Origin of the sequence: Nocardia xishanensis NBRC 101358 (genome assembly GCF_001613365.1) — a bacterium.
Classification (GTDB): Bacteria; Actinomycetota; Actinomycetes; order Mycobacteriales; family Mycobacteriaceae; genus Nocardia; species Nocardia xishanensis.
Genome location: NZ_BDCF01000005.1, coordinates 192,979 through 214,753 on the forward strand (window position 1 = coordinate 192,979; position 21,775 = coordinate 214,753).

Annotated in this window: 23 protein-coding genes and 3 pseudogenes; 15 read left to right on the plus strand and 11 right to left on the minus strand. The window is 69.7% G+C overall.

Going from position 1 to position 21,775, the window contains the following annotated elements:
- Positions 1–2 precede the first annotated feature (2 nt).
- The 4 genes from NX1_RS06225 to NX1_RS06240 form a co-directional block, all read right to left on the minus strand.
- Positions 3–395: a BlaI/MecI/CopY family transcriptional regulator gene (locus NX1_RS06225; protein ID WP_068055132.1), complete on the minus strand. Its 393-nt coding sequence runs from the start codon at positions 393–395 to the stop codon at positions 3–5.
- 100 nt (positions 396–495) lie between these two features.
- On the minus strand, positions 496–1,329 hold the full coding sequence (locus NX1_RS06230; RefSeq protein ID WP_068055134.1) for an ABC transporter ATP-binding protein: 834 nt from the start codon (positions 1,327–1,329) through the stop codon (positions 496–498).
- Positions 1,326–2,447 carry a FecCD family ABC transporter permease gene (locus tag NX1_RS06235; RefSeq protein WP_373864865.1) on the minus strand — a complete coding sequence of 374 codons (1,122 nt, stop codon included), beginning with the start codon at positions 2,445–2,447 and terminating at the stop codon, positions 1,326–1,328. Before NX1_RS06235 ends, NX1_RS06230 begins: the two co-directional genes overlap by 4 nt.
- Positions 2,448–2,487: 40 nt before the next feature.
- Entirely contained in the window at positions 2,488–3,534 is a 1,047-nt protein-coding gene (locus NX1_RS06240) for a FecCD family ABC transporter permease (RefSeq protein WP_068055137.1), read from the minus strand.
- Between the two features lie 125 nt (positions 3,535–3,659).
- Here NX1_RS06240 and NX1_RS06245 point away from each other — a divergent pair, with 125 nt between their 5' ends.
- The 3 genes and pseudogenes from NX1_RS06245 to NX1_RS37750 all read left to right on the plus strand — a co-directional run.
- Positions 3,660–4,370, plus strand: a complete 711-nt coding sequence (locus NX1_RS06245) for a hypothetical protein (RefSeq protein WP_068055140.1) — start codon at positions 3,660–3,662, stop codon at positions 4,368–4,370.
- 136 nt (positions 4,371–4,506) lie between these two features.
- Positions 4,507–5,187 (plus strand): annotated as a pseudogene (locus NX1_RS36810) (response regulator transcription factor); the annotation flags it as partial.
- A 129-nt stretch (positions 5,188–5,316) separates the two neighbouring features.
- A pseudogene (locus NX1_RS37750) lies at positions 5,317–6,048 on the plus strand (histidine kinase dimerization/phospho-acceptor domain-containing protein); the annotation flags it as partial.
- A 65-nt stretch (positions 6,049–6,113) separates the two neighbouring features.
- Here NX1_RS37750 and NX1_RS06255 read toward each other — a convergent pair.
- Positions 6,114–6,806: an MspA family porin gene (locus NX1_RS06255; RefSeq protein WP_245668349.1), complete on the minus strand. Its 693-nt coding sequence runs from the start codon at positions 6,804–6,806 to the stop codon at positions 6,114–6,116.
- 607 nt (positions 6,807–7,413) lie between these two features.
- Here NX1_RS06255 and NX1_RS06260 point away from each other — a divergent pair.
- The 5 genes from NX1_RS06260 to NX1_RS06280 all read left to right on the plus strand — a co-directional run bounded on the left by NX1_RS06260 (position 7,414) and on the right by NX1_RS06280 (position 11,171).
- Positions 7,414–8,235, plus strand: a complete 822-nt coding sequence (locus NX1_RS06260) for a carbonic anhydrase (RefSeq protein ID WP_245668350.1) — start codon at positions 7,414–7,416, stop codon at positions 8,233–8,235.
- Between the two features lie 43 nt (positions 8,236–8,278).
- Entirely contained in the window at positions 8,279–8,725 is a 447-nt protein-coding gene (locus tag NX1_RS06265) for a PaaI family thioesterase (protein ID WP_068055143.1), read from the plus strand.
- Positions 8,726–8,805: 80 nt separating this feature from the next.
- Positions 8,806–9,108 carry an urease subunit gamma gene (locus NX1_RS06270; RefSeq protein ID WP_068055145.1) on the plus strand — a complete coding sequence of 101 codons (303 nt, stop codon included), beginning with the start codon at positions 8,806–8,808 and terminating at the stop codon, positions 9,106–9,108.
- A 9-nt stretch (positions 9,109–9,117) separates the two neighbouring features.
- The gene (locus tag NX1_RS06275) at positions 9,118–9,453 is read left to right on the plus strand and encodes an urease subunit beta (protein WP_068055147.1); all 336 of its coding nucleotides are present in this window, start codon (positions 9,118–9,120) and stop codon (positions 9,451–9,453) included.
- Positions 9,450–11,171 (plus strand): urease subunit alpha, encoded by a 1,722-nt coding sequence (locus NX1_RS06280; protein ID WP_068055149.1) that lies wholly within the window; start codon positions 9,450–9,452, stop codon positions 11,169–11,171. The genes NX1_RS06275 and NX1_RS06280 overlap by 4 nt, the downstream gene beginning before the upstream one ends.
- A 57-nt stretch (positions 11,172–11,228) precedes the next feature.
- Here the strand turns inward: NX1_RS06280 and NX1_RS06285 are convergent, their stop codons facing one another.
- Positions 11,229–12,011 (minus strand): VOC family protein, encoded by a 783-nt coding sequence (locus NX1_RS06285; RefSeq protein WP_068055151.1) that lies wholly within the window; start codon positions 12,009–12,011, stop codon positions 11,229–11,231.
- Between the two features lie 178 nt (positions 12,012–12,189).
- Between NX1_RS06285 and NX1_RS06290 the strand changes: the two genes are divergently transcribed.
- The 4 genes from NX1_RS06290 to NX1_RS06305 all read left to right on the plus strand — a co-directional run bounded on the left by NX1_RS06290 (position 12,190) and on the right by NX1_RS06305 (position 14,850).
- Positions 12,190–12,744 (plus strand): YbaB/EbfC family nucleoid-associated protein, encoded by a 555-nt coding sequence (locus NX1_RS06290; protein WP_068055154.1) that lies wholly within the window; start codon positions 12,190–12,192, stop codon positions 12,742–12,744.
- Between the two features lie 102 nt (positions 12,745–12,846).
- Positions 12,847–13,182 carry a type VII secretion target gene (locus NX1_RS06295; protein WP_068055157.1) on the plus strand — a complete coding sequence of 112 codons (336 nt, stop codon included), beginning with the start codon at positions 12,847–12,849 and terminating at the stop codon, positions 13,180–13,182.
- 3 nt (positions 13,183–13,185) lie between these two features.
- Positions 13,186–14,118: a hypothetical protein gene (locus NX1_RS06300; RefSeq protein WP_068055159.1), complete on the plus strand. Its 933-nt coding sequence runs from the start codon at positions 13,186–13,188 to the stop codon at positions 14,116–14,118.
- 66 nt (positions 14,119–14,184) lie between these two features.
- The gene (locus NX1_RS06305) at positions 14,185–14,850 is read left to right on the plus strand and encodes an O-methyltransferase (RefSeq protein ID WP_068055160.1); all 666 of its coding nucleotides are present in this window, start codon (positions 14,185–14,187) and stop codon (positions 14,848–14,850) included.
- A 4-nt stretch (positions 14,851–14,854) separates the two neighbouring features.
- Here the strand turns inward: NX1_RS06305 and NX1_RS06310 are convergent, their stop codons facing one another.
- The 4 genes from NX1_RS06310 to NX1_RS06325 all read right to left on the minus strand — a co-directional run bounded on the left by NX1_RS06310 (position 14,855) and on the right by NX1_RS06325 (position 18,171).
- Positions 14,855–15,430 carry a 3'-5' exonuclease gene (locus NX1_RS06310; RefSeq protein ID WP_068055163.1) on the minus strand — a complete coding sequence of 192 codons (576 nt, stop codon included), beginning with the start codon at positions 15,428–15,430 and terminating at the stop codon, positions 14,855–14,857.
- A 122-nt stretch (positions 15,431–15,552) separates the two neighbouring features.
- Complete coding sequence (locus tag NX1_RS06315; protein WP_068055166.1) at positions 15,553–16,299, minus strand: TetR/AcrR family transcriptional regulator; 747 nt, start codon at positions 16,297–16,299, stop codon at positions 15,553–15,555.
- A 167-nt stretch (positions 16,300–16,466) separates the two neighbouring features.
- Positions 16,467–17,462, minus strand: a complete 996-nt coding sequence (locus tag NX1_RS06320; RefSeq protein ID WP_068055304.1) for a zinc-binding dehydrogenase — start codon at positions 17,460–17,462, stop codon at positions 16,467–16,469.
- Between the two features lie 34 nt (positions 17,463–17,496).
- Complete coding sequence (locus NX1_RS06325; RefSeq protein ID WP_068055170.1) at positions 17,497–18,171, minus strand: TetR/AcrR family transcriptional regulator; 675 nt, start codon at positions 18,169–18,171, stop codon at positions 17,497–17,499.
- Positions 18,172–18,262: 91 nt separating this feature from the next.
- Between NX1_RS06325 and NX1_RS06330 the strand changes: the two genes are divergently transcribed.
- Positions 18,263–19,750, plus strand: a complete 1,488-nt coding sequence (locus NX1_RS06330; protein ID WP_068055173.1) for an MFS transporter — start codon at positions 18,263–18,265, stop codon at positions 19,748–19,750.
- A 1-nt stretch (position 19,751) separates the two neighbouring features.
- On the opposite strand, the gene NX1_RS37755 is transcribed toward NX1_RS06330, so the two are convergent.
- The gene (locus tag NX1_RS37755; protein ID WP_245668351.1) at positions 19,752–20,483 is read right to left on the minus strand and encodes a hypothetical protein; all 732 of its coding nucleotides are present in this window, start codon (positions 20,481–20,483) and stop codon (positions 19,752–19,754) included.
- Positions 20,484–20,576: 93 nt separating this feature from the next.
- Here NX1_RS37755 and NX1_RS37760 point away from each other — a divergent pair, with 93 nt between their 5' ends.
- Positions 20,577–21,452 (plus strand): SDR family NAD(P)-dependent oxidoreductase, encoded by an 876-nt coding sequence (locus NX1_RS37760; RefSeq protein WP_068055179.1) that lies wholly within the window; start codon positions 20,577–20,579, stop codon positions 21,450–21,452.
- A gap of 80 nt (positions 21,453–21,532) precedes the next feature.
- A pseudogene (locus NX1_RS06345) lies at positions 21,533–21,775 on the plus strand (urease accessory protein UreF); the annotation flags it as partial.

The window sequence follows — 21,775 nt, forward strand, 5'->3', positions numbered from 1 at the left end:
TACTACTTGGGCGGTTGTTGATTGCCTTCGGATGCTTCGAGCTTAGCGAGTGCCTCGCGCAGCGCATCCGCTTCGTCGCGTCCGACCTGTTCCACGAAATGCACCAGGGCGGCGGCGCGGCTGCCCGCCGCGTCGGCCTGTTGTAGTGCGTCGACCATCAGCGAGGCGACCAACTCGTCCCGGGTGTGCACGGGCGCGTACCGATGCGCGCGATCGTCGCGCCGCTGGACCACCAGATTCTTCTTGGCGAGTCGCTGCAACACGGTCATCACCGTGGTGTACGCGAGTTCGCGGCGTGCGGCGAGTGCTTCGTGCACTTGCCGGACGGTCTGCGGTTCGTCGCTCGACCACAACTGGTCCATGACCGCTTTCTCGAGTTCACCGAGTCCTGCCATCCCCCAAGTTTACGGACCCAACGACAAAGATGCGTACTACACCCCGTCGTAACTCTCCGGTTGCTGTGTGGTATTGGTCATACCTCGCGAACCGGATGAATCATTTCGCGGACGCGCCGGGCAGCACGTGCCGTGTACCGATCGGCACGATCATCGGCCTGCCGGATACCGGGTCGTCGAGCACCGACGCATCCAGCCCGAAGACTTCTTTCAGCAGCGCGGCGGTGACGATGTCGGCCGGGCTGCCTTGGGCGACGATCCGTCCGGCGTGCATGACGATGAGCTGATCGCTGTAGCGAATCGCCAGGTTGAGATCGTGCAGCACCATCACCACGGTGCGTCCGAGCTCGTCGTGCAGCCGGTCGACCAGATCGAGGACCTCGAGCGAATGCGCGAGGTCCAGGTAGGTCGTCGGCTCGTCGAGCAGCAGGATGTCGGTGCCTTGCGCCAGCGCCATGGAGATCCAGGCGCGCTGACGCTGACCGCCCGAGAGTTCGTCGAGCGCGCGGTCGGCGAGATCGGCGATGCCGGTTTGCTCCAGCGCGGTCATCACCTCGGTCTCGTCGGCCGCTGACCACTGCCGGATCCAGGACTGGTGCGGATGACGGCCGCGCGCGACCAGGTCGGCGACGGTCAGTCCCTCCGGCGCGACCGGCGTCTGTGGCAGCATGCCGACCACGCGCGCGACGTCCTTGGTCTTCATCGACGAGATGGCCTTGCCGTCCAACAGGATGCGACCCGTCCGCGGCCGGAGCAGCCGCCCGAGCGAGCGCAGCAGGGTGGACTTGCCGCAGCCGTTGGGACCGATGACCGTGGTGATCACGCCGGGCGTGATATCCAGGGTGAGCCCGTCGACGATGACGCGGTCGCCGTAGCCGAGGCTGATGCCGTCGGCGGCCAGCTGGTGCGCGGCGGCGGTGGTGGTGACGGTCATGACAGGGTCGCCTTCCGATTCATACGCACGAGCAGGTACAGCAGGAACGGTCCGCCGAATCCGGCGGTCACGATGCCGACGGGCAGGTCCACCGGGAACAGCGTCCGCGCGGCCGCGTCAGCTCCGACCACCAGGATGGCACCGATCAAGGCCGAGCCGATCAGTGGTTCCCCTGGCGTGCGCAGCAGTCGCCGCGCGATCTGCGGCCCGGCCAGCGCGACGAACGCGACCGGACCGGCGGCGGCGGTCGCCACGGACGCGGCCACCACCGAGGCGCCGATCAAGATGGCCTGCTGGGTCTGGATTCGCACGCCGAGCACCCGGGTGGTCTCGGTGCCCAACCGCAGCGCGGCCAGGGTCCGCGCCGAACCGATCGCGACGATCGCGACGGTCGCCAGCGCCAGCGCCGCCGGCACGAGCTGGTTGCGCTGCGCGCCGTTGAGCGATCCGGTCAGCCACAGCTGCGCGCGGGCGGCGTCCTGCCAGGTCCCGCGGGTGAGCACCCAGTTGATGCCCGCCATGAGCAACGCGTTGACGCCGATGCCGATGAGCACGAGCCGCAGGCCGGTCGCGCCGAATTCGCCGGTGGCGGTACGGCCGAGCGCGAGGACGTAGATCGCCGCGGCGGTGAGCAGTCCGCCGAGCAGCGCGGCCAGCGGCGCGCCGAAGGTGGCCGCGAAGCCCGTGGTCGCGCCGCCGCTGGCGACGAGCACCGACACCGCGCCGAGGCTCGCACCGGTGGTGATGCCGAGCATGTCCGGGCTGGCCAGCGGGTTGTGCAGGATCGACTGGGTGATCGCGCCCGCCAGTCCGAGCGCGGCGCCGACGACGAGCGCGGTGAGCGCGCGCGGCAGCCGCGAGTCCAGCACGATGTAGCGCTGCGAGCGGGTTCCGCCGCCGGAAAGCACGTCGAGCACCCGCCCGATCGGAATGTGCGTGTCGCCGACGGCGATGTCCACGCAGAACAGCGCGAACGCGAGCGCGGCGAGCGCGAGCACGATCGCGACCATGGCCGGTCGCAACACCAGTGACACCGGGCCGAGTCGCAGGGCGGGCCGCACCCGGCGCAGTTCCGCCGAATCAGGTTGCCGGACAGCGGCTTTCACGTCGACGTTCACCGCGTCCTCCCGGCGGGCACGGAGGTGGAGCAGCCGAGTCTCACAGGTTCACCAGCTTTCGACGGCGCACGAGCGCGATGAAGAAGGGAGCGCCGACGGCGGCCAGCATCACGCCGGCCTGGAGTTCGCCCGGCCGCGCGACGAGCCTGCCCGCGGTGTCGGTGACGAGCAACAGCAGCGCGCCGATCATCCCCGAATACGGCACGAGCCAACGGAAGTCGGGCCCGGTGATCATCCGTGCCAGATGCGGGACGATGAGCCCGAGGAAGGCGATCGGTCCCACGGCGGCGGTCGCGGCGCCGCACAGCAGCACCACCGCGGTGAGTCCGAGGGCGCGGCTGCGGCCGATGTGCACGCCGAGCCCGCGCGCCACCTCGTCGCCGAGGGTGAGCAGGTTGAGCCCGGGTGCGGCCGCGATGGCGAGCGCGAGGCCGGCCGCCAGGAACGGCAGCACCTGCCAGAACACCTGGGCGTCCCGACCGGCGACCGCGCCGACGACCCAGAACCGGTAGGTGTCCAGCGCCGCCGGGTCGAGCAACACGATGGCATTCGTCATCGCCTGGAGCAACGCGGTGAGCGCCGCGCCCGCGAGCACCAGGCTGAGCGGACTGGCCTTGCCGCCGCCGATCGAGGAGAACCCGAAGACGGCGACTCCGGTCAGCAGAGCTCCGGCGAAGGCGAACCAGACGTACTGCTCGGGGAGGGTGAAGCCGAACAGGTACATGCTCAGCGCGGCGAGAAACGCGGCGCCGGAATTGAGTCCGAGCAGACCCGCGTCGGCGAGCGGGTTGCGGGTGTAGCCCTGGATGAGCGCTCCGGTGATGCCGAGCGCCATCCCGGTGACCACCGCGAGCGCCGTGCGGGGGAGTCGCAGCGACCGCACGATTTGCTCCTCGACGGTCTGCGCCGGGCAGCTGAACGGGCCGCCCTGGCAGATCAGCGCGTCGTGCACGGCGTCGTAGACGGTGCCGGGCGCGAGCGAGCGGGAACCGAGCGCGACGCTGGCCACCGCGGCCAGCGCCAGCAGCGCGAACAGGAGGACGAGACCGGTCAGGCGACGCCGCCTCACGGTGCCAAGGGGTGTCACGGCGACGAACTGCTCCTGACTCGATGTGCTGCCGACTTCACGTAGCCCTGGGCTTGCCAGGTTGGGTAAGCCTAACCTATCTTCCGAACTCGACTTCTATGAGGAGCCGACCCCGAGGAGGTTCGATGCTCGAGCCAATGACAACCCGCCAGGCCCGCGACGCCGAGGCGGCGTTCGGTCGCGCCTGCGCCCGGCTGCGGGCATTGCAGCCGGAGCATCCGCGAGTGTATGCCGTTGCCGCCATGGCAGATCAGGGCAAACGCCGGTGGTGGAAGCTGTCGGAAGGCTTGCGCGAGGGCCGGATCGAGCTGATGTACCGCCGCCACGCCGCCGAGATGATCAGCGCCGACACCGCCGCCGAGGTGGTCGCGACCGCGCTCATCCACGCGGTGATCGGCCGGGTGGCCGCCCTGCTCGTCGCCGAGGGCAGGGCGTGGGATCCCGGCCTGGAGAACCTGTGGGTGCACCACGACAACGACGGCGGCATCGACTGGGCCGGGTTGGAGGACACCACGATTCGAGTGATCGACGGCGAAAGCCGCGACGGCCGTTCCGGTGTCGTGACGCTGCCCTGTGAGCGCGCCATGTACGTCTGGCTGGCCCACCGCTGCGAGCCGTCGCTGACGTTGATCCAGCAGGGCCTCGCCAGGTGCTCCGGGCTGAGTGCGCGGCGATTCTGGTCGCTGGTGGGCGAATCCCTCGTGGGGGCGGCGACCTACGTGCCCGCCCTGGCCCGCACCGACGCCGAGGACGGCGCCCGCCGTGGCCAGGGACTGCTGCTCGCGCTGGAGGAGCGCGGCCTGCCGGTCCGGCGCACCGCCTGCCTGGTCCGCTGAGTCCATCGTTCGCCGCGCGTCCGTTTCGTCGTCACCTACGCCGGGTATGTTGCGCCCTGGTGAACCGCGGCCGATGCTGACGCCGCGGCGCGGCGGTGTCCGGGAAAGGCCTCGATCGTCAGCGCGAGGAGTGGCGATGAGTACGCAGCTGATGATCGTGGAGGACGACGACCGGGTGCGGACCGCCTTGCGGCTGGCGATGGAGGACGAGGGTTACGACGTCGCCGAGGCGGAAGCCGCGGAATCCGCGCTGGATCACCTGCGCGACAACGGCGCACCGGACGTGATGATCATCGACCTGATGCTCGACGGCATGGACGGCTTCACCTGCATCAGGGAGATCCGGCGCGACCACCAGGTGCCCATCATCGTGGTGAGCGCCCGCGACGACACCCACGACGTGGTGGCCGCCCTCGAGGCGGGAGCGGACGATTTCGTGACCAAGCCGTTCGAGGTCAAGGAGATCGCCGCCCGGATGCGGGCGCTGCGGCGGCGCGCGGGCCTGACCGCCGAACGCGATGCGCCGCAAGACATTCTGCTGGACGCCGCCCGCCGGATAGTGCTTTCACCGCAGCGCGGCGTCGCCCGCTGCGGCGGGGACGAGCCGCACCTCACGCTGACCGAGTTCCGGCTGCTCTGCGAGCTGGCCGAGAACCCGGGTTTCGTGCTGAGCCGCGCCGTGCTGCTCGACCGGGTCTGGGATCGCGGCTTCTTCGGCGACGAGCGGATCGTCGACGTGCACATGCGGCGGCTGCGCACCAAGACGGATTTCGATGCCGACCCGGCGGTGGTGCTGCTGCAGGGGCACGGCAGGCGCGGCCCCGGCCCCACCGAACGCGTCACGCTGGACGGGCGCTCGTACCTGCGCACCGGGGTCGCACTCGGCGAAAAGGATGGTGTGCTCTACGAATTCGCGCCGCTGGCCGAACTCGAGGCCACCCTGCGCATGCTGCGCAGGCTTCTTCTGGTCTGCGGGCTCGGCGCGGTCGCACTCGGCGCGGCGCTGGGCGTGTGGGCCAGCAGGCACGCGCTGAAGCCGCTGCGCCAGGTCGCAGGGACCGCGGCGCGCATCGCAGCGGGCGAGCACGAGATCCGGCTGCCGCGCTCGCGCGACCGCGACCTGTCGACCACGGTGGACGCGTTCAACGCCATGGTCGACGCACTCCAGCAGCGCATCGAACGGGAACGCAGGCTGGTCTCGGATATCGGCCACGAACTACGCACACCGCTGACCACGCTGACCACCGGTGTCGCCGTGTTGACCAGGAACACCGACGAGCTGCCCGAGCGGTCGCGCCAGGCCTTGGGCCTGGTGAACGCCGAACTCGACCACCTGCGGCGGCTGCTGGAGGACCTGCTCGCGCTGGCCAGGGCGGAGGCCGGTATCCACCGCTCGGACCTGGAGCCGCTCTCGCTCGCGGACTTGCTGACCAACACCCTGGCGGCGCGCGCTTACGACACCGCGCTGCTGCACGTCGAGGACGACGTCGTCGTGCAGGGCCGCAAGATCGAGCTGGAGCGCGCGGTGGCGAATCTGCTGGAGAACGCGGACCGGCACGGCGAGGGCGTCGTCGCGGTGCGCGTCGGCAAGGAAGGCATGCGCGCGGTGCTCACCGTGGACGACGCGGGACCCGGTGTGCCGCAAGCGGATCGCGCGCGCATCTTCGAGCGCTTCGCGACCGTCCGCACCGGCCGCCGGCCCGGCGTCGACAACGCCGGGCCCCGGCGATGCCAGTCGCGGAATCAGCCGATGCTGAAAGGCCGGCCCCACAGCGTGACCACCGACATGACGTTGGTGGTCTCGACCTTCACCTTAACGAACGAGCGCGCCTGCGCGTACCCGCCGCAGCCAGTCAGGCCGATGGTCTCGTCCGCCCAGGTGACGCTGCCGCCGGCGCCCTTGAACTTGTTGCGCCGCTCGTGCGACTCGTTGCCGAAGTCGTCGGCCTCCTCGATGTCGAGGACGTAGAACGACCTGGCCTGACCGGGGCCGAGCGAGAGCTCGCCGCCGCTTTCGGCGCCGACGTTTCCTTCGACCTGGTCGCCGCTCCAGTCGAGCTCGCCGGTGACGCCGCCCTCGACGCCGCCGCCGTCGATGTTGACCTGGCAGCCGACGACGTAGCCCGGATAGATCTTGCCGCCGCCCTTGGCATTCGAGCCGGACAGCTCGACCTGCGCGCTGGCCGACACCCACGCGTTGCGGTGCACCGGGGTCGAGCCGAGGGACGGGCTGATGGTGGCGGATTCGCCGACCAGGCGCACCGTGACGACGGTGCCGTCGGACAGTGTCTTGGTGATCGTGCCGCCCGGCAGCGGCACGAAGGTGTCCGCGTCGGCGGCGCCGGTGGAGAACAGGCCCATGGCAACGGCCGCGGCGGCGCCGGCGCAGGCGATCCGGCCCCCGCCGCGCAAACCGCTGGAGCGATTCATGCTCATACTTCCCCTCATCAGATCTCGAACGGTGCGCCTCGGCGTTCATGGCGTCACCGCCTCCGCGAGGTGCACTCGAGCTTGTCGAGTCGCGTTGACCGGCCGATGAACCGGCGTCGCCCGCACCGATGAACGCTCCCCGACGGTCGCATGTCCGGTTCTTTGCGATCGTGTGTCGAAGGCCGACATGAAGTCGACATGTGCTGCGGCAGAAGGAAAATCGAGTGGACAGCGGCGGCGCGGGGAAAGTAAAGAGCGACGGGCTCCACGGTTGGGACGTGGAGCCCGTCGCGGCAGTGGATCGGGGTCACCGCAGCCCTCGGGACTCGCTCGATCCTGACGCCGGAATGATTATAGGTCAGGCTTACCTAACTTGGCAACACGGGCTCTCGTGCCGCCGTGCGTCATGTGACATTTTTCGCCCTCGACTGCCCTGGCGTGTCGAATTGGCGCGGTCCTACGCTGTCGCTCCGACACGAGTCGCGAGATCCCCTGACCCGAAGGGATATTCGTCGCAAACCGTACAGACCGGCGCGTCGACCACCGCCGAGTACCGATCCGTCCGGACGCGTGTCGGGATCTGTGTGCCGATGTCCGAGGAGCTGTACCCGCCTTGTCCGTTCACCGTTCGTTCCGGTCACGCTCGCTGGCCGCGTTGTTCACCGCGACCGCCTTGCTGGCCGCGCTCTCCTGTAGCACCGAACAGCCCGGATTGCGCAGTCATGTCGAGAATCCGTCCCCGCACGTGCCCGCGCACTGGGACTACGACGCGGAGGGGCCCGATCACTGGGCCGACCTGGATCACGACTTCCTGACCTGCCGGAGCGGCCACGAGCAGTCGCCGGTCGATCTGTCCGGTTCCGCCCGGATCGATCCCGCCGACCACATCGACGTCGACTACCGGCCGATCTCCGGTGTCCGGCTGATCAACAACGGTCATACCGTCCAGGCCGAGCTGCCTGCGGACAGCGGCAACCGCATCCTCGTCGCGGGCGAGCCCTACAACCTGGTCCAGTTCCACTTCCATCTACCCAGCGAGCACACCGTCGACGGCCACGGCGCGGCGATGGAGCTGCACCTGGTGCACAAGAACGCCGCGGGCCGGATCGCCGTGCTCGGCGTGCTGATGGAGACGGGTGCGGGCGCCTCGGTGTTCGGGCCGATCCTGGCCGCCGCCCCCAAGACTTCGGACGCCGCCGTCGACTTCGGTGGCCCGCTGGATCCGTCGGCGTTCCTGCCCGCCGTTCGGGATCAATTCCGCTACAACGGTTCCCTCACCACGCCGCCGTGCAGTGAGGGCGTCTCCTGGACGGTGCTGAGCACGCCGATGACGGTCGCGCCTGCCGAGGTCGAGCTCTATCACGGGCTGTTCGCGCACAGCAACCGGCCGACCCAGCCGCTGAACGGCCGCACCATCACCATGGCCGGGAACTGAACCCGCTGAGCCGGGCGGTTTCGTCGGGTGTAAAGCTGGGGTCATGACGCAACAGGAGACCGGGGCCGTGCGTTCGCTGGCCGATGTCACGCCGGAGATGATGAACGACCTCAGCGAGGGCACCTTCGCGGACCTGATCGGCCTGCGCTACACCGAGCTCAGCGGGGAGCGGGTGCGCGGCGAGTGGGTCGTCAAGCCGCACCTCTACCAGCCTGCCGGCATCCAGAACGGCGGCGTGTACTGCACCGTCATCGAGACGCTCGCCAGCCTCGGCGGCGGCTACTGGTACGGCGAGCGCGGCACCGTCGTCGGCGTGAACAACAACACCGACTTCCTGCGCGCGGTGCGCGAGGGCATCCTCTACGGCGAGGCGACCCCGGTCCACCAGGGACGCACCCAGCAGTTGTGGCAGGTCGTGATCACCGACGAGCAGCAGCGGGTGGTGGCCCGCGGCCAGGTGCGTCTGCAGAACCTGCCCAAGCGCGACTGAGCCCGCGCCGTCGAGCGGCGACGCCGGATCCGGCGTGCCAGAATGGCCCTCACCCGTCCACCGACCGGTGAGGAGCCCCGATGCGACTGTCGCCGCACGAGCAGGAGCGCCTGTTGCTGAGCTACGCCGCCGAGCTGGCCAGGCGAAGGCAGGCCCGCGGGCTCAAACTCAACCATCCCGAGGCGGTCGCCCTCATCACCGATCATGTGCTGGAAGGTGCGCGCGACGGCAGGACCGTCGCCGAGCTGATGTCGTCCGGACGCACGGTGCTGCGCCGTGACGACGTGATGGCCGGCGTGCCGGAGATGATCCACGACGTGCAGGTGGAGGCGACCTTCCCGGACGGCACCAAGCTCGTCACCGTCCACCACCCGATCGCCTAGGCGGCCGACGTGATTCCTGGCGAATACTTCTGCGCCGAGGGCGAGATCGAACTGAACGCGGGCCGCGACCGCGTCGAGCTCGACGTGGTGAACACCGGCGACCGGCCCGTTCAGGTCGGCAGTCACGTGCACTTCCCGCAGGCCAACGCCGCGCTCGACTTCGACCGCGCCGCCGCGCACGGGCGGCGGCTCGACATCCCCGCCGGCACCGCGGTGCGCTTCGAACCGGGTCTCGGCCAACGGGTTTCGCTGGTGCCGCTGGGCGGGACCCGCGAGGTGCACGGCATCGGCCTGACGCCGCCCGGATTGCTGGACGAGCCGTCGACCATCGAGGGGGAGCGGTGACCGCACTCAGCAGAGCCCGCTACGCCGAACTGTTCGGGCCGACCGTGGGCGACCGAATCCGCTTGGCGGACACCGACCTCATCGTCGAGATCACCGAAGACCGCTGCGGCGGACCGGGTCTGGCGGGCGACGAGGCCGTCTTCGGCGGTGGCAAGGTGTTGCGTGAATCCATGGGCCAGTCCCGCGCGACCCGCGCCCAGGGCGCGCCGGACACCGTCGTCACCGGCGCGGTGATCATCGATTACTGGGGAATCATCAAAGCGGACATAGGCATTCGCGACGGACGCATCTGCGGCATCGGCAAGGCGGGCAACCCCGACACCATGCCGGGCGTGCACCCCGATCTGGTGGTCGGCCCCTCCACCGAGATCATCGCGGGCAACGGCCGGATCGTCACTGCGGGCGCCATCGACTGCCACGTGCACTTCATCTGCCCGCAGCTGATGGACGAGGCGCTCGGCGGCGGCATCACCACCCTCGTCGGCGGCGGCACCGGGCCCGCCGAGGGTTCCAAGGCCACCACCGTCACCCCCGGCGCCTGGCATCTGGCCCGCATGCTGGAGGCCACCGATCACTGGCCGCTGAACATCGCGCTGCTCGGCAAGGGCAACACCGTCAGCGAAGAAGCGATGTGGGAGCAATTGCGCGCGGGCGCATCGGGTTTCAAGCTGCATGAGGACTGGGGTTCGACACCGGCGGCGATCGACGCCTGCCTGCGGGTCGCGGACGCTTCCGGCGTGCAGGTGGCGTTGCATTCGGACACCCTGAACGAAGCCGGATTCGTCGAGGACACCCTCGCCGCCATCGCGGGACGCGGTATCCACGCCTATCACACCGAGGGCGCCGGCGGCGGGCACGCACCGGACATCATCACCGTCGCCTCGCATCCCAACGTTCTGCCTAGTTCGACCAACCCGACCCGTCCGCACACCGTCAATACCCTCGACGAGCACCTGGACATGCTCATGGTGTGTCACCACCTGAGCCCGTCCATTCCGGAGGATCTGGCGTTCGCGGAGAGCCGGATTCGGCCGTCCACCATCGCCGCCGAGGACCTGCTGCACGATCTCGGAGCCATCTCCATGATCGGCAGCGATTCGCAGGCGATGGGACGGATCGGCGAGGTGGTGCTGCGCACCTGGCAGACCGCGCACGTCATGAAGCGCCGTCGCGGATCGCTGCCCGGCGACGGCGCCGCCGACAACGCAAGGGTGCGCCGCTACGTCGCCAAGTACACGATCTGTCCCGCGATCGCGCACGGGATGGACCACGAGATCGGCTCGGTCGGAGTCGGCAAACTCGCCGACCTGGTGCTGTGGGATCCGGCGTTCTTCGGGGTGCGCCCGCACGCCGTGCTGAAGGGCGGCGCGATCGCCTGGGCGGCGATGGGCGACGCCAACGCCTCCATCCCCACACCGCAACCGGTGTTGCCGCGCCCGATGTTCGGTGCGGCCGCACCGGTCGCCGCCGCCACCTCGGTGCACTTCGTGTCCGAGCAGGCCGTCGAATCCGGTCTGGCGGATCGCCTTGCGGTGCGCCGAAATCTGGTGGCGGTCAAAAACGTTCGGCGGCTCACCAAGTCGGACATGCCGCTCAACGACGCGATGCCGCGCATCGAGGTGGACCCGGACACCTTCACCGTCCGGGTCGACGGCGAGGTGTGGGCCGAGCGGCCCGAGACGGAACTGCCCATGGCCCAGCGGTATTTCCTCTTCTGACCAGAAACTGACGGACGCTCGTCGACGGCCCGTGCGCAGATGTGCGCCTGACCGTTCTCAGGCGCCGAACGACATGATCGCGAAAGCCGCCCCGGCCGGATCGGCGAGCGCGGCGACGCGCGAGGGACCCGGCATGTCCTGCGGCTCGGCGAGCAGCTTGCCGCCCAGTTCCGCGGCGCGAGCGACCACGGCGTCCACGTCGGCGACGCGGATGGTCATCGACCAGAAGGGCGCCGGCTCGCCGGGCTGAGCGTGATGCGCTCCGCCGAACTCGTGGCCGCCCGAGCCGGGAGATACTGCCTGGTAAGGGTTTTCGGCCGCCGTCTCCCACGCGGCGTTGGTGTACTTCCAGCCGAGGACCTCGGCGTAATGCGCCATCGCGTCGGCGGGCGCGCACTCGGCGGAGTACTCGACCCAGCAGGGACCGTTGATCGCGCCCCAGTTCTGGGTGCCGGGATGCGTGATAAGCCGCGCGATCGCATAGGTCGCGCCCGCCGGATCCGAGAGCACCGAGAAGGTCAACTGACCGAAGACGTCCATCGGTTCGCAGAAGACGGCCGCTCCCGCGTCCCGTGCGGCGGCGACCGTGGCGTTTGCGTCGGACACCGCGAAATAGGGCGTCCAAGCCGACGGAACGGTGCTGCCGTCCGGCGTCGTCGCGGGTGCGATGCCCGCCACCTGCGCGTCACCCTGGCGCAGCAGCGTGTAGTTGGCCGCCTCGGGGCCCAGATCCTCGGCGGTCCAGTCGAACAGGGCGGTGTAGAACTCGGCCGCGGCCGCGATGTCAGGGGTCGTGACATCGAACCAGCAGGGGGCGCCCGTGGCGAATGCAGCGTGCATCGTGGTCTCCTCGACGTGTCGTTGTCGTACACCGATACCGACGGAGTTCGGCCGGGAAAATCATCGCGCCCCCTGCCGGCCGCGTCGTGCCGGCTGGGTAAGGTGCTGCGAACGAACTCCCGGGCGATCTCGCCGATGCCCGGGCGACCGAGTTGTCACTGCGTAGAAGGGGACGCGAGTGCTGGGCAACGACCCGAACCAGGCCGCCGACGAATTGGCCCGGTGGGCCGAGAATCTGGAACGTACGGCGCAGAAGTATCAAGACCTGCACGGCAGGATGGAGGCATTGTCGGTCACCGAGAGCTCGGCCGACAACCGGATCAGCGTGACCGTCGACGCCAACGGCGTCACCACCGGCATCACCCTCGCCGGGTCCACCCGCGGCATGGACCCCGCCGCCGTCGCCGCCGAGCTCATGGCCTGCACCCGCCGCGCCCAGGCCCGCCTGCGCAACCAGGTCACCGATCTCGTGCACGACATGGTGGGCGACGACGGCGCTGGGCAGGCCATCGTCGGCCAGTACGCCGCGCGCTTCCCCGATCCCGAACCCGTCGCGCCGCCCGCCCCCGCGCAGCCGGTGTACACGCCGCCCGCCGCCTACACCCCGCCGCCGCCCGCCCAACCGTCGCAGCCATCCCATGGCACCCGAAAGCCCGACCGCGATCAGACCTTCACGCCGGACGAACCGGACGAGGACGACCTGTATTACCGCCGCAAGTCCTGGCTGGAGTGAGCCCGCCGGAATTCCGGTTGGAACCGAATGCGCCATGACCGCGTCATAGTCAGTGGGCCGCCGCCTGCGGCAGGCGCGGAAACGGCAAGTGGAGGGACGTAGATGGGCAATCCCGGTGATATCGCGATCGATCCCGGCGGGATGCGTGACCACGCGGCGAAGGTGGACGCGGTGCTCGAAGGGCTTTCGATGGCGCGGGAGGCGGCCGAGTATCTCGCGCACGCCGACGACGGGTACGGCACGCTGGTCGGCCCCTACGCGCGGTCGATCCTGAATCCGTTGCACGACCGGATCACCGAGCGCCTGCGCGTCGTGACCGAGGACGCCGAAGAACTGCCGCCGAAGTTGCGGTTCGCCGCCGACTCGTTCCAGAACCTGGACGAGGGCCGCAAGAACGAGACGGACCGGCAGCGCGAGCAGATCGAACAGAAGGTGTAGGGGATGGGTTTCGACGACAGCAAGGCGCCGGAAGGAAACGAGCTGCTCGCCGAGGGGGTCGACCACCGCAACGAGTACTACCAGGAGGATGTTCCGTTCCTGCGCAACGTCGGCCTGCCCACCGGGCAGGGGGAGGGCAAGGATCCGAACGCGGGCGTCTTCGCGGGCACGCCGGTCGGTGATCTCTTCGAGGGCGGTCACAAGGTCTTCGCCGGTTCCAGCGGCGAGAACGGCAACGCCTTCGCCGGCGTCATGCAGGTCTGGGCGGGCGCGAGCGCGGTGGCGGACGCGACGAAGATCGGGCAGGACATCGCCAAGGGCATCACCCTGGCGAAGTTCGATCCGTTCGACTACGTCGGCTCGATGTTGATGGGCTGGATGCTCGAACACGTCGAACCGGCGCGTAAGACGCTGGATTCGCTGGCGGGCAATCCGGGGATGGTCACCGCCTACTCCGAATCCTGGTCCGCCACATCGAAGAAACTCGCCTCGGTCGCCACCGAGTGGAAGCAGCAGGTCACTGCGGACACGGCCGGATGGGTCGGCGCCGTCGCAGACGCCTACCGGACCAAGGCCGACGCGGTGATCGCCCAGATCGCCGTGCAGGCCGCACTCGCCGACCTGCTGAGCCGGGTGAACGACAAGATGTCGAAGGTGGTGGAGGGCGTGCGCGGCATCATCACCGAGATCCTCAACTCCCTCGCGGGCATGCTGGTCGAGATCGCCGCCATCCTGATCGCTTCCGCGGGCACGGCATCACCGGCGCTGATCGCCCGCGCCGTGTTCGGCATCTCCACCGCCACCATGACGGTCTCCCAGATGGTGTCGAAGATGGCCCAATCCCTCATCAGTCTCGGCGCGCTGCTGCGCAACCTGGCGCAGATGGTCGTGGGCGTCGTCGGGATCGAGAACGAGCTGGCCGAGGCGGGGGTGTAGCGACTCTACTGTGGCGTGGACCTCGGGCGACCGGTTTTCGGCGACTTCCAGTGGCAGACTTCAGGCATGACGACTTCTGGCTGGGCCGACGTGGACACCTACCTCGTGGACAATCTGGTGCGGGATCCGGACACCGAAGCGGCGTTGGCGGCGAACGCCGAGGCGGGGTTGCCCGCGATCGATGTGTCGGCGGCGCAAGGGAAATTCCTGTCGCTGCTCGCCCGCTCGACGGGAGCCCGCCGGGTGCTCGAGATCGGCACGCTGGGCGGGTTCAGCACGATCTGGCTGGCTCGGGCGGTGGGTAAGGCGGGCAGCGTGATCACCCTCGAATACGAGCCGAGGCACGCGGAGGTCGCGCGCGCGAACCTCGACGCGGCGGGCGTGGGCGACCGGGTGGACGTCCGGGTGGGCGCCGCGCTGGACAGCCTGCCGGTACTCGAGGCCGAGAACCCCGAGCCGTTCGACCTGGTGTTCATCGACGCCGACAAGGTGAACAACTCGAACTACGTGCGCTGGGCGCTGCGGTTGACCCGGCCCGGCTCGGTGATCATCGTCGACAACGTGGTGCGCGGGGGTGCGCTGGCGGACGGCGCGTCGGACGATCCAGCGGTGCGGGCGAGCCGCGAGCTGGTCGAATTGCTCTCGGCCGAACCGCGATTGGATGCGACGGTGCTGCAAACGGTCGGCGCGAAGGGATGGGACGGTTTCGCCTACGCGGTCGTGAACGACTAGCCGCTCAGTAGTCCGTGGACGTGAGGCGCCATGCCCCACGTCCGACGATGTCGAGCACCAGCGCGGCGATGTTCCACGCGTCGTCCTCGCCGCGATGGTGCCTGCCCTCCAGCGGCAGGCCGGCGATCCGCAACGCTCCCGCCATGCCCTGGCGCCGCACGAGCTCGTAGGCCTCCGAGAACACCAGCTTGGCGTTGGTATGCCGTTGCCCGAAGGGGTACGCGACACCGGTCATGGCGCACTGGCTGGCGAACTGCTTGCGGTCGTAATCGCCCCAGCTCGCCCAGGCCCGCGATCCGGCATGGTGCTCGGCGGCGAGTCTTCGACACGCCTCGGCGAACGAGACGCCGGTGTCGACCTCGGCCTGGGTGAGTCCGGTGAGTTCGGTGCAGAACTCGCTGACCGACGAGCGCTCGGGACGAACCAGGATGCGGTGCTTGCCGATTCGCTCGCCGGCCGCCAGATCGACGACGGTCGAACCGATCTCGATGATCTCGCTCACCGCACCCGCGGGAGGGCGACCCGACCAGCACGTCGCCTCGACGTCGACGACGTTCAGCAATCCCGCCTTTTCGCTCATTCCGCGACAGTAGGCCGCTCAGGGGGAGTGACTCCACCGAATTACGGGCGTTTCCGCAGTCGGTGCGGACGCGCATCCATGGGAATTCTGGTGTCGCAAAATGAATTTCGAGTTCACCCGGACTAGGCGACGAACCGTTCCAGTCCGTCGAGCAGGCGGTGCAACCCGAATTCGAACGCGCGGTCGGGATCGTAGGCGGCGTCGTACTCGGCGCCCGCCGTGCCGCCGACGCGGACCGCGGTGGGGAATCGGGCGGGATCGATGACCTCGGCGAGCGCGGGCCCGTACGCGTCCCACCACTGCCGGTCGGTGCGGCCCGTCTCGGACTCGGCCCGCGCGGCGTCGACGGCGGTGCGGGCCGCGCCGCGCACGTAGTCGTTGACCATGGTGACGACCAGATCCATCTCGATGTCGGACAGGCCGAGGTCATCGATGGAACGGAGTTCGTAGTCGTATTTCGCGGTGAGGTGCGGCCCGAGGATCGGCCTGCTCGCCGCGATCTGCAACAGCCAGGGGTGGGTCAGGTACATCGTCCGATTCGCGCGGGCGATGGTCTCGAGCCGCGGCCGCCAGCCGGAGGGCGCGTCATCGGGCATCGGGTAGTCGCGGTAGACGCGATCGGCGATGAGGTCGAGCAGTTCTGCCTTGCCCGGGACGTACCCGTACAGCGACATCGCGGTGACACCGAGGTCGTCGGCGACCCGACGCAGCGTGACCGCGGCGAGCCCCTCCAGATCGGCGAGCCGGATCGCCGCCTCCGCGATGTCGTCGACGGTCAGCTTGGGTTTCGGGCCACGTTTCGGGCGCGGCGTGTGCCCCCAGAGCAACTCGATCATGCGCTGCGGATCGCCGCTTCCGCTGTAATCCATGCCGCCATCATCTCCGATCGGCCCCGGCGATCACGCCTTCGGCCCTGGAGAATTCTCTACAACGTATCTCGATTTCGATGACCGTCGTCTGGCCGCCGGTGTCGATCGCGGTCGTGCCGCCCCTGTCCGTCCACCGTTGTCGGCGCCGGCGCAGGTGAGCGCCCCGATCAGGGAATCAGTACGACTTTGCCCATGGTGGCGCGGGTTTCGATGGCGCGGTGCGCGCCGGCGGCGTCGGCCAGGTCGAAGCGGTGCACCGCGGGGCGCAGCCGTCCGGCGGCTGCCTCCGTCATCGCGCGGTCCTCGAGGACGCGGACATCGCCGCCGACCAGCCGGAGCATCGGCGGCCCGAGCACGACCTGCGACGTGATGCCCCGTTCGGCGAGTTCGTCGTCGGTGAGGGTCGGCGTCGCAGCGTCGTTCGGCCCCGTCCCGGCGAAACCGTAGATCAGGTGGCTGCCGCCCTTGGCGAGCAGATCGACCGCGGCCCTGGCGGTTTCACCGCCGACGGCGTCGAAGACCAGGGTCGCGCCGCGATCGCCGAGACGGGCGCGCACCCGGTCGGGCCAGTCCGGCAGCAGGTAGTCGACGGCGATGTCGGCGCCGTTCTCCGCCACCCGCGCCACCTTCCGCGGTCCGCCCGCGAGTCCGATCACCGTGGCGTCGTTGGCTTTCAGGTACTGCACCAGCAGGGTGCCGATGCCGCCCGCGGCGGCGGTCACCACCGCGACGCTCTCCGGCCCGACCTCGGCGAACTGCAGGATGCCCATCGTGGTGCGCCCGGTGCCGATCATCGCGACCGCCTCGGCCGGATCAAGATTCTCCGGAATCTCGTGCAGCCGAGCGACATCCGCGACGACGAGTTCGGCATAGCCGCCGGGCGCCGCGCCGAAATGGGCGACCACCCGCTTCCCGGCCCAACCCGGGTCGACATCCGCGCCGACGAGATCGACCACGCCCGCGACCTCCCTGCCGGGCACGGTCGGCAACTCCGGCAGTGGGTACGGTCCCGGCATGCCACGGCGCAGCGCGGTGTCGACGACGTGCACCCCGGCCGCCGCGACCGCGATGCGGACCTGTCCCGGACCCGGCTCGGGATCGGAAACGGTGTCGTAGCTGAGGTTTTCGGCGGGCCCGAAGGCGCGCAGTCGAATCGCGTGCATGGTGACCACCCTGCAACCTCGAGCAGGGTTGGGGTCAAGTCGCGCGGCGGCGAACCCGGGCGGCGAACCCATCGCACAACGCCTCGAGGCCGAGGAACAGCAGGTCCTCGGATGTCAGATCGCTCACGCCCGCGCCCTGCAATTCGGCGAGCCCGTCGGGCACCGGCCCGCTCGGGGCGCCCTCCAGTAGTGCGCGTAATCCGTTGTCGCCGTGGGTGTCTATGCCCTTGCGCGTCATCAGCGCCGAGCTGATCTGCGGCAGCGTCGCGCCCGAGATGTAGTTCCACACCGAGAACGCCATCTGCAGCGCCTCGCGCGCGGAGACGTCCAGTTCGCGGAAGCCCTCGACCAGCCAGCCCAGGCACGCCATGCTGTGCGGGCCGAAGCTGTAGCGGGGCATGGCGAAGGTGAGGATGACCCACGGGTGCCGCTGATAGAGATCCCAGTCGATCTCGGCGGCGATGCGGACCCGGTCGCGCCAGGTCCAGCCCTGCCCCTCCGGGTTCGGATAGGGATGCCGGCGGGTCACCTCGTCGGTCATCGCCGCGAGGAGCTCGTCCTTGTTCGCGATGTGGCGGTACAGCGACATCGCGCCGACGCCCATCCGGTCGGCGATGCGGCGCATGGACAGCGCGTCCAGGCCCTCCTCGTCGGCGAGCGTGATCGCGGTGTCGACGATGGCGGCGCGGTGCAACTTCGGCTCGGTCATCCCATGACTCACTTTCGGTTCCGGGCCCGGGTGCGTACACTGTACCCGGACTCATGCGTACGGCGTACGCGACACGGGAGAGGAAATCGGGATGACAGACGTGGAGACAGTGCGGCCTGCTGAAGGCGCGGGGTCCGTCGCTGTCGGCTCACGGCGCGCCTGGCTCGGGCTCGGGGTGCTGTTGCTGCCGGTGCTTCTGGTGTCGATGGATATCTCGGTGCTGTTCCTGGCCATGCCGACGCTCACCGTCGACCTCGACCCGTCCGCGGCCCAGCAGCTCTGGATTCTCGACATCTACGGCTTCCTCATCGCGGGCCTGCTGATCACCATGGGCAACCTCGGCGACCGGATCGGCCGGCGCAACATCCTGCTGGCAGGCGCCACCGTATTCGGCATCGCCTCCGTGCTGGCCGCCTTCGCGCCCACCGCGGGCGTGCTGATCGCGGCGCGGGCGCTGATGGGCATCGGCGGCGCGACGCTGCTGCCGTCCAGCCTCGCGCTGATCTCCAGTCTCTTCCCCGACGCACGCGAGCGGGCCGCCGCGATCGGCGTGTGGACGGCGTTCTTCGCGGGCGGGTCGGCGGTCGGGCCGATCATCGGCGGGCTGCTGCTGCACCACTTCTGGTGGGGCTCGGTCTTCCTCATCAACCTGCCGGTGCTGCTGATCCTGTTGGCGTTCGGGCCGTTCCTGCTGCCCGAGCACCGCGCCGGGGTGCTCGGCCCGCTGGATCTCCCGAGCGTGGCGCTGTCGATCGGCGGCATCCTGCCGGTGGTCTACGCCATCAAGCACGCCGCCTCGGAGGGGATCGACGCGGCTTCCGTCGTGATCGGACTGATCGGCGTCGCGGTGCTGTTCGTCTTCGTGCGCAGGCAGCGCGGGCTGGCCGAGCCACTGCTCGACCTGCGGCTGTTCGGCCGCGCGCAGTTCTCCGTCGCCATCGGCTCGAGCCTGGTCGGCATGATGTCGCTGGCCGCGTTGAGCTATCTGACCAGCATCTACCTGCAATCGGTCACCGGTCGCGATCCGCTCGCGGCGGCGCTGCTCGGCATCCCGATGGCCGTCGCGGTGTTCATCTGCTCGATGAGCGGCGCGCGCGTCGGGCGGTGGATCGGCGTACGCGCCACTTTCGTGCTGGCCCTGCTCGCCTCCGCGGTGGGCAACGTGATGCTGCTCGGGGTCGGCGTCGACGGCGGGATCGGCTGGTACCTGGCGGGCTCCACCATCGCGGGCATCGGCTACGGCCTGGCGTTCACTCTGGTGTCGGATGTCGCGGTGTCGTCGGTGCCGCCGGAGCGCGCGGGCTCGGCGGTCGGGATCTCGGAGACCAGCTTCGAACTCGGCAACGCCCTCGGGCTGGCGTTGCTCGGCTCGCTCGCCGCGCTGGTGTTCCGTTCCGGCGGCGACTACGCCTCGACGCTGGGCGAGACCATCCAGGGCGCCGACGACGCCCGCACGCACAGCGCCCGGGCGTCGTTCGTGGACGGCATGCACGTCGCGACGACCGTCGGCGCCGGCCTGCTCGTGCTGATGGCGATCGTGGCCTGGGTGGCGACCCGGCGGCCCGCCCGCGCCGGATAGGTCAGCGGCCGAACACGCCGGTCAGTACCTCCGCGGCGAACCGGTTGACCGGCGTGACGACGTTGTCGTGCATCCAGCGCAGCGGGCGCACGACAATCGCGGCCCACACGGCGGCTGCCACGTGCAGCATCGGGCGAAGCAGGGTGCGATAGACGAAGCGGCACGGCATGACGACCAGTACCGCGACGAGCACGGTAGCCACCCGCCAGGCGTAGATCAGCACCGCGCGCAGCAGTCGCCACAGCGGATGCAGCACCCAGCGCCACAGTTGCACCAGCGGCCAGACCACGAACCACTTGCCGAACCAGTAGACGGCAGCGAGCAGCAGGCCGAGCAGCGGTTCCAGCACCGCGCGCCACAACCAGGCCAGCGCGGGCCGCAGCACGGTGCGCCAGAGCCAGCGCTCGACGGCCTGGCGCAGCGGTCGCAGGACGTAGTCGAGCAGCAGCGCGACGAACGGCGTCAGCACCAAGCCCCACAGCACGTGCTGGAGCACCCAGCCCCACAGAAAGTCCTTGACGAACAACCAGATCGGGCGAATCACCCAAAACCAGACGAACCGGGCGACGGGCGCGAGCAGCCGGGTGACGAAGTACCAGAGTGCGGCGGCGAGCACGCGTCCGAGCAGACGCACGCCCTCCCAGATCAGGCGAACGGGGACGAGCACCACGATGGCGATGACCCGGGCGATCCAGGCCCCGAGACCCACCGGTTGGGAAGGTTGCGACGACATCGTCGAATCCTCCCGCACCGGCGGCCCGCCGCGCCGCCGTGTTTCTACGCCGGGCACCGGGTAGAAACCCCCAGCGCGCCATACATTGGTGGGGTGTCCGAGACTCAGCCCACAACCGGGCGTCCGCTCGTCGAGCGAGTCGCCGCCAAGCTCCTGTACCCGACCTCGCGTCCCTCCGCGAAAGACCTGCACGCCGCGGTATCCGGACGGAACGTGCTGGTGACCGGCGCGTCGCACGGGATAGGCAAGGCCAGCGCGCGCAAACTCGCCGCGGCGGGCGCGACCGTGTTGCTGGTCGCCCGGTCGGCGGGCGAGCTCGAGCGGCTGACCGCCGCGATCACCGCCGCGGGCGGCGTCGCCCACGCCTATCCGGCCGATATGACCGACATGGAGGCGGTGGACCGCCTCGCGAGCGAGCTGCTCGCCGCACACGGCCACATCGATATGCTGATCAACAACGCGGGCAAGTCGATTCGCCGCCCGATCGACGAATCCTACGACCGCTTCCACGATTTCACCCGCACCATCGACGTGAACTATCTCGGTCCGGTTCGCCTGCTGCTGACCTTGCTGCCTGCCATGCGATCTCGCGGCAGCGGTCATATCGTCAACGTGTCCACCTGGGGCGTGCTCATGCCGCCCGCCCCGAGGTGGGCCGCCTACGGCGCGTCGAAGGCGGCCTTCGACGTATGGCTGCGCAGCGTCGCCACCGAGATCGCCGCCGACGGCGTGACCGCCACGTCGATCTACATGCCGCTCGTGCACACCAGGATGAGCGCGCCCACCGACTTCAGCCGGGTGCCCGGCCTCACCGTCGACGAGGCCTCCGACCTGGTCTGTCACGCCGTCACCGCCAAACCGGTCGAGATCGCCCCTTGGTGGGCGACGCCCATCCAGGTATGGACCGGCCTCACCAGGAGCCGTGCCCAGCACTTCCTGGCCCGCGCCTTCCAGCGCGGCGCGGCCTGACGCGAGGCCGGCCGTAGCCGGCCGGTCGGAAATCCCGCGCACAGCGGGAGGGAAAGCGACCGTGCGCCTAGGATCGAGCGATGCGGGAAACGGGTGCGACGAGTCCGGCGACGCTGTTCGCGCTGGCGGACTCGCGGCTGCCGATCGGCGGGCACGTGCACTCCGGCGGTGTCGAGGAGGCCGTCGCCTCGGGGCTGGTGCGCGATATCGCCTCTGTCGAGGCCTACCTGCGCCGCCGCGTGCGTACCTCGGGTCTGGTAGCGGCCTCGCTCGCCGCGGCCGTGTGCGCCGGGGAACTCGGCCCGCACCGCGCCGACGCCGAG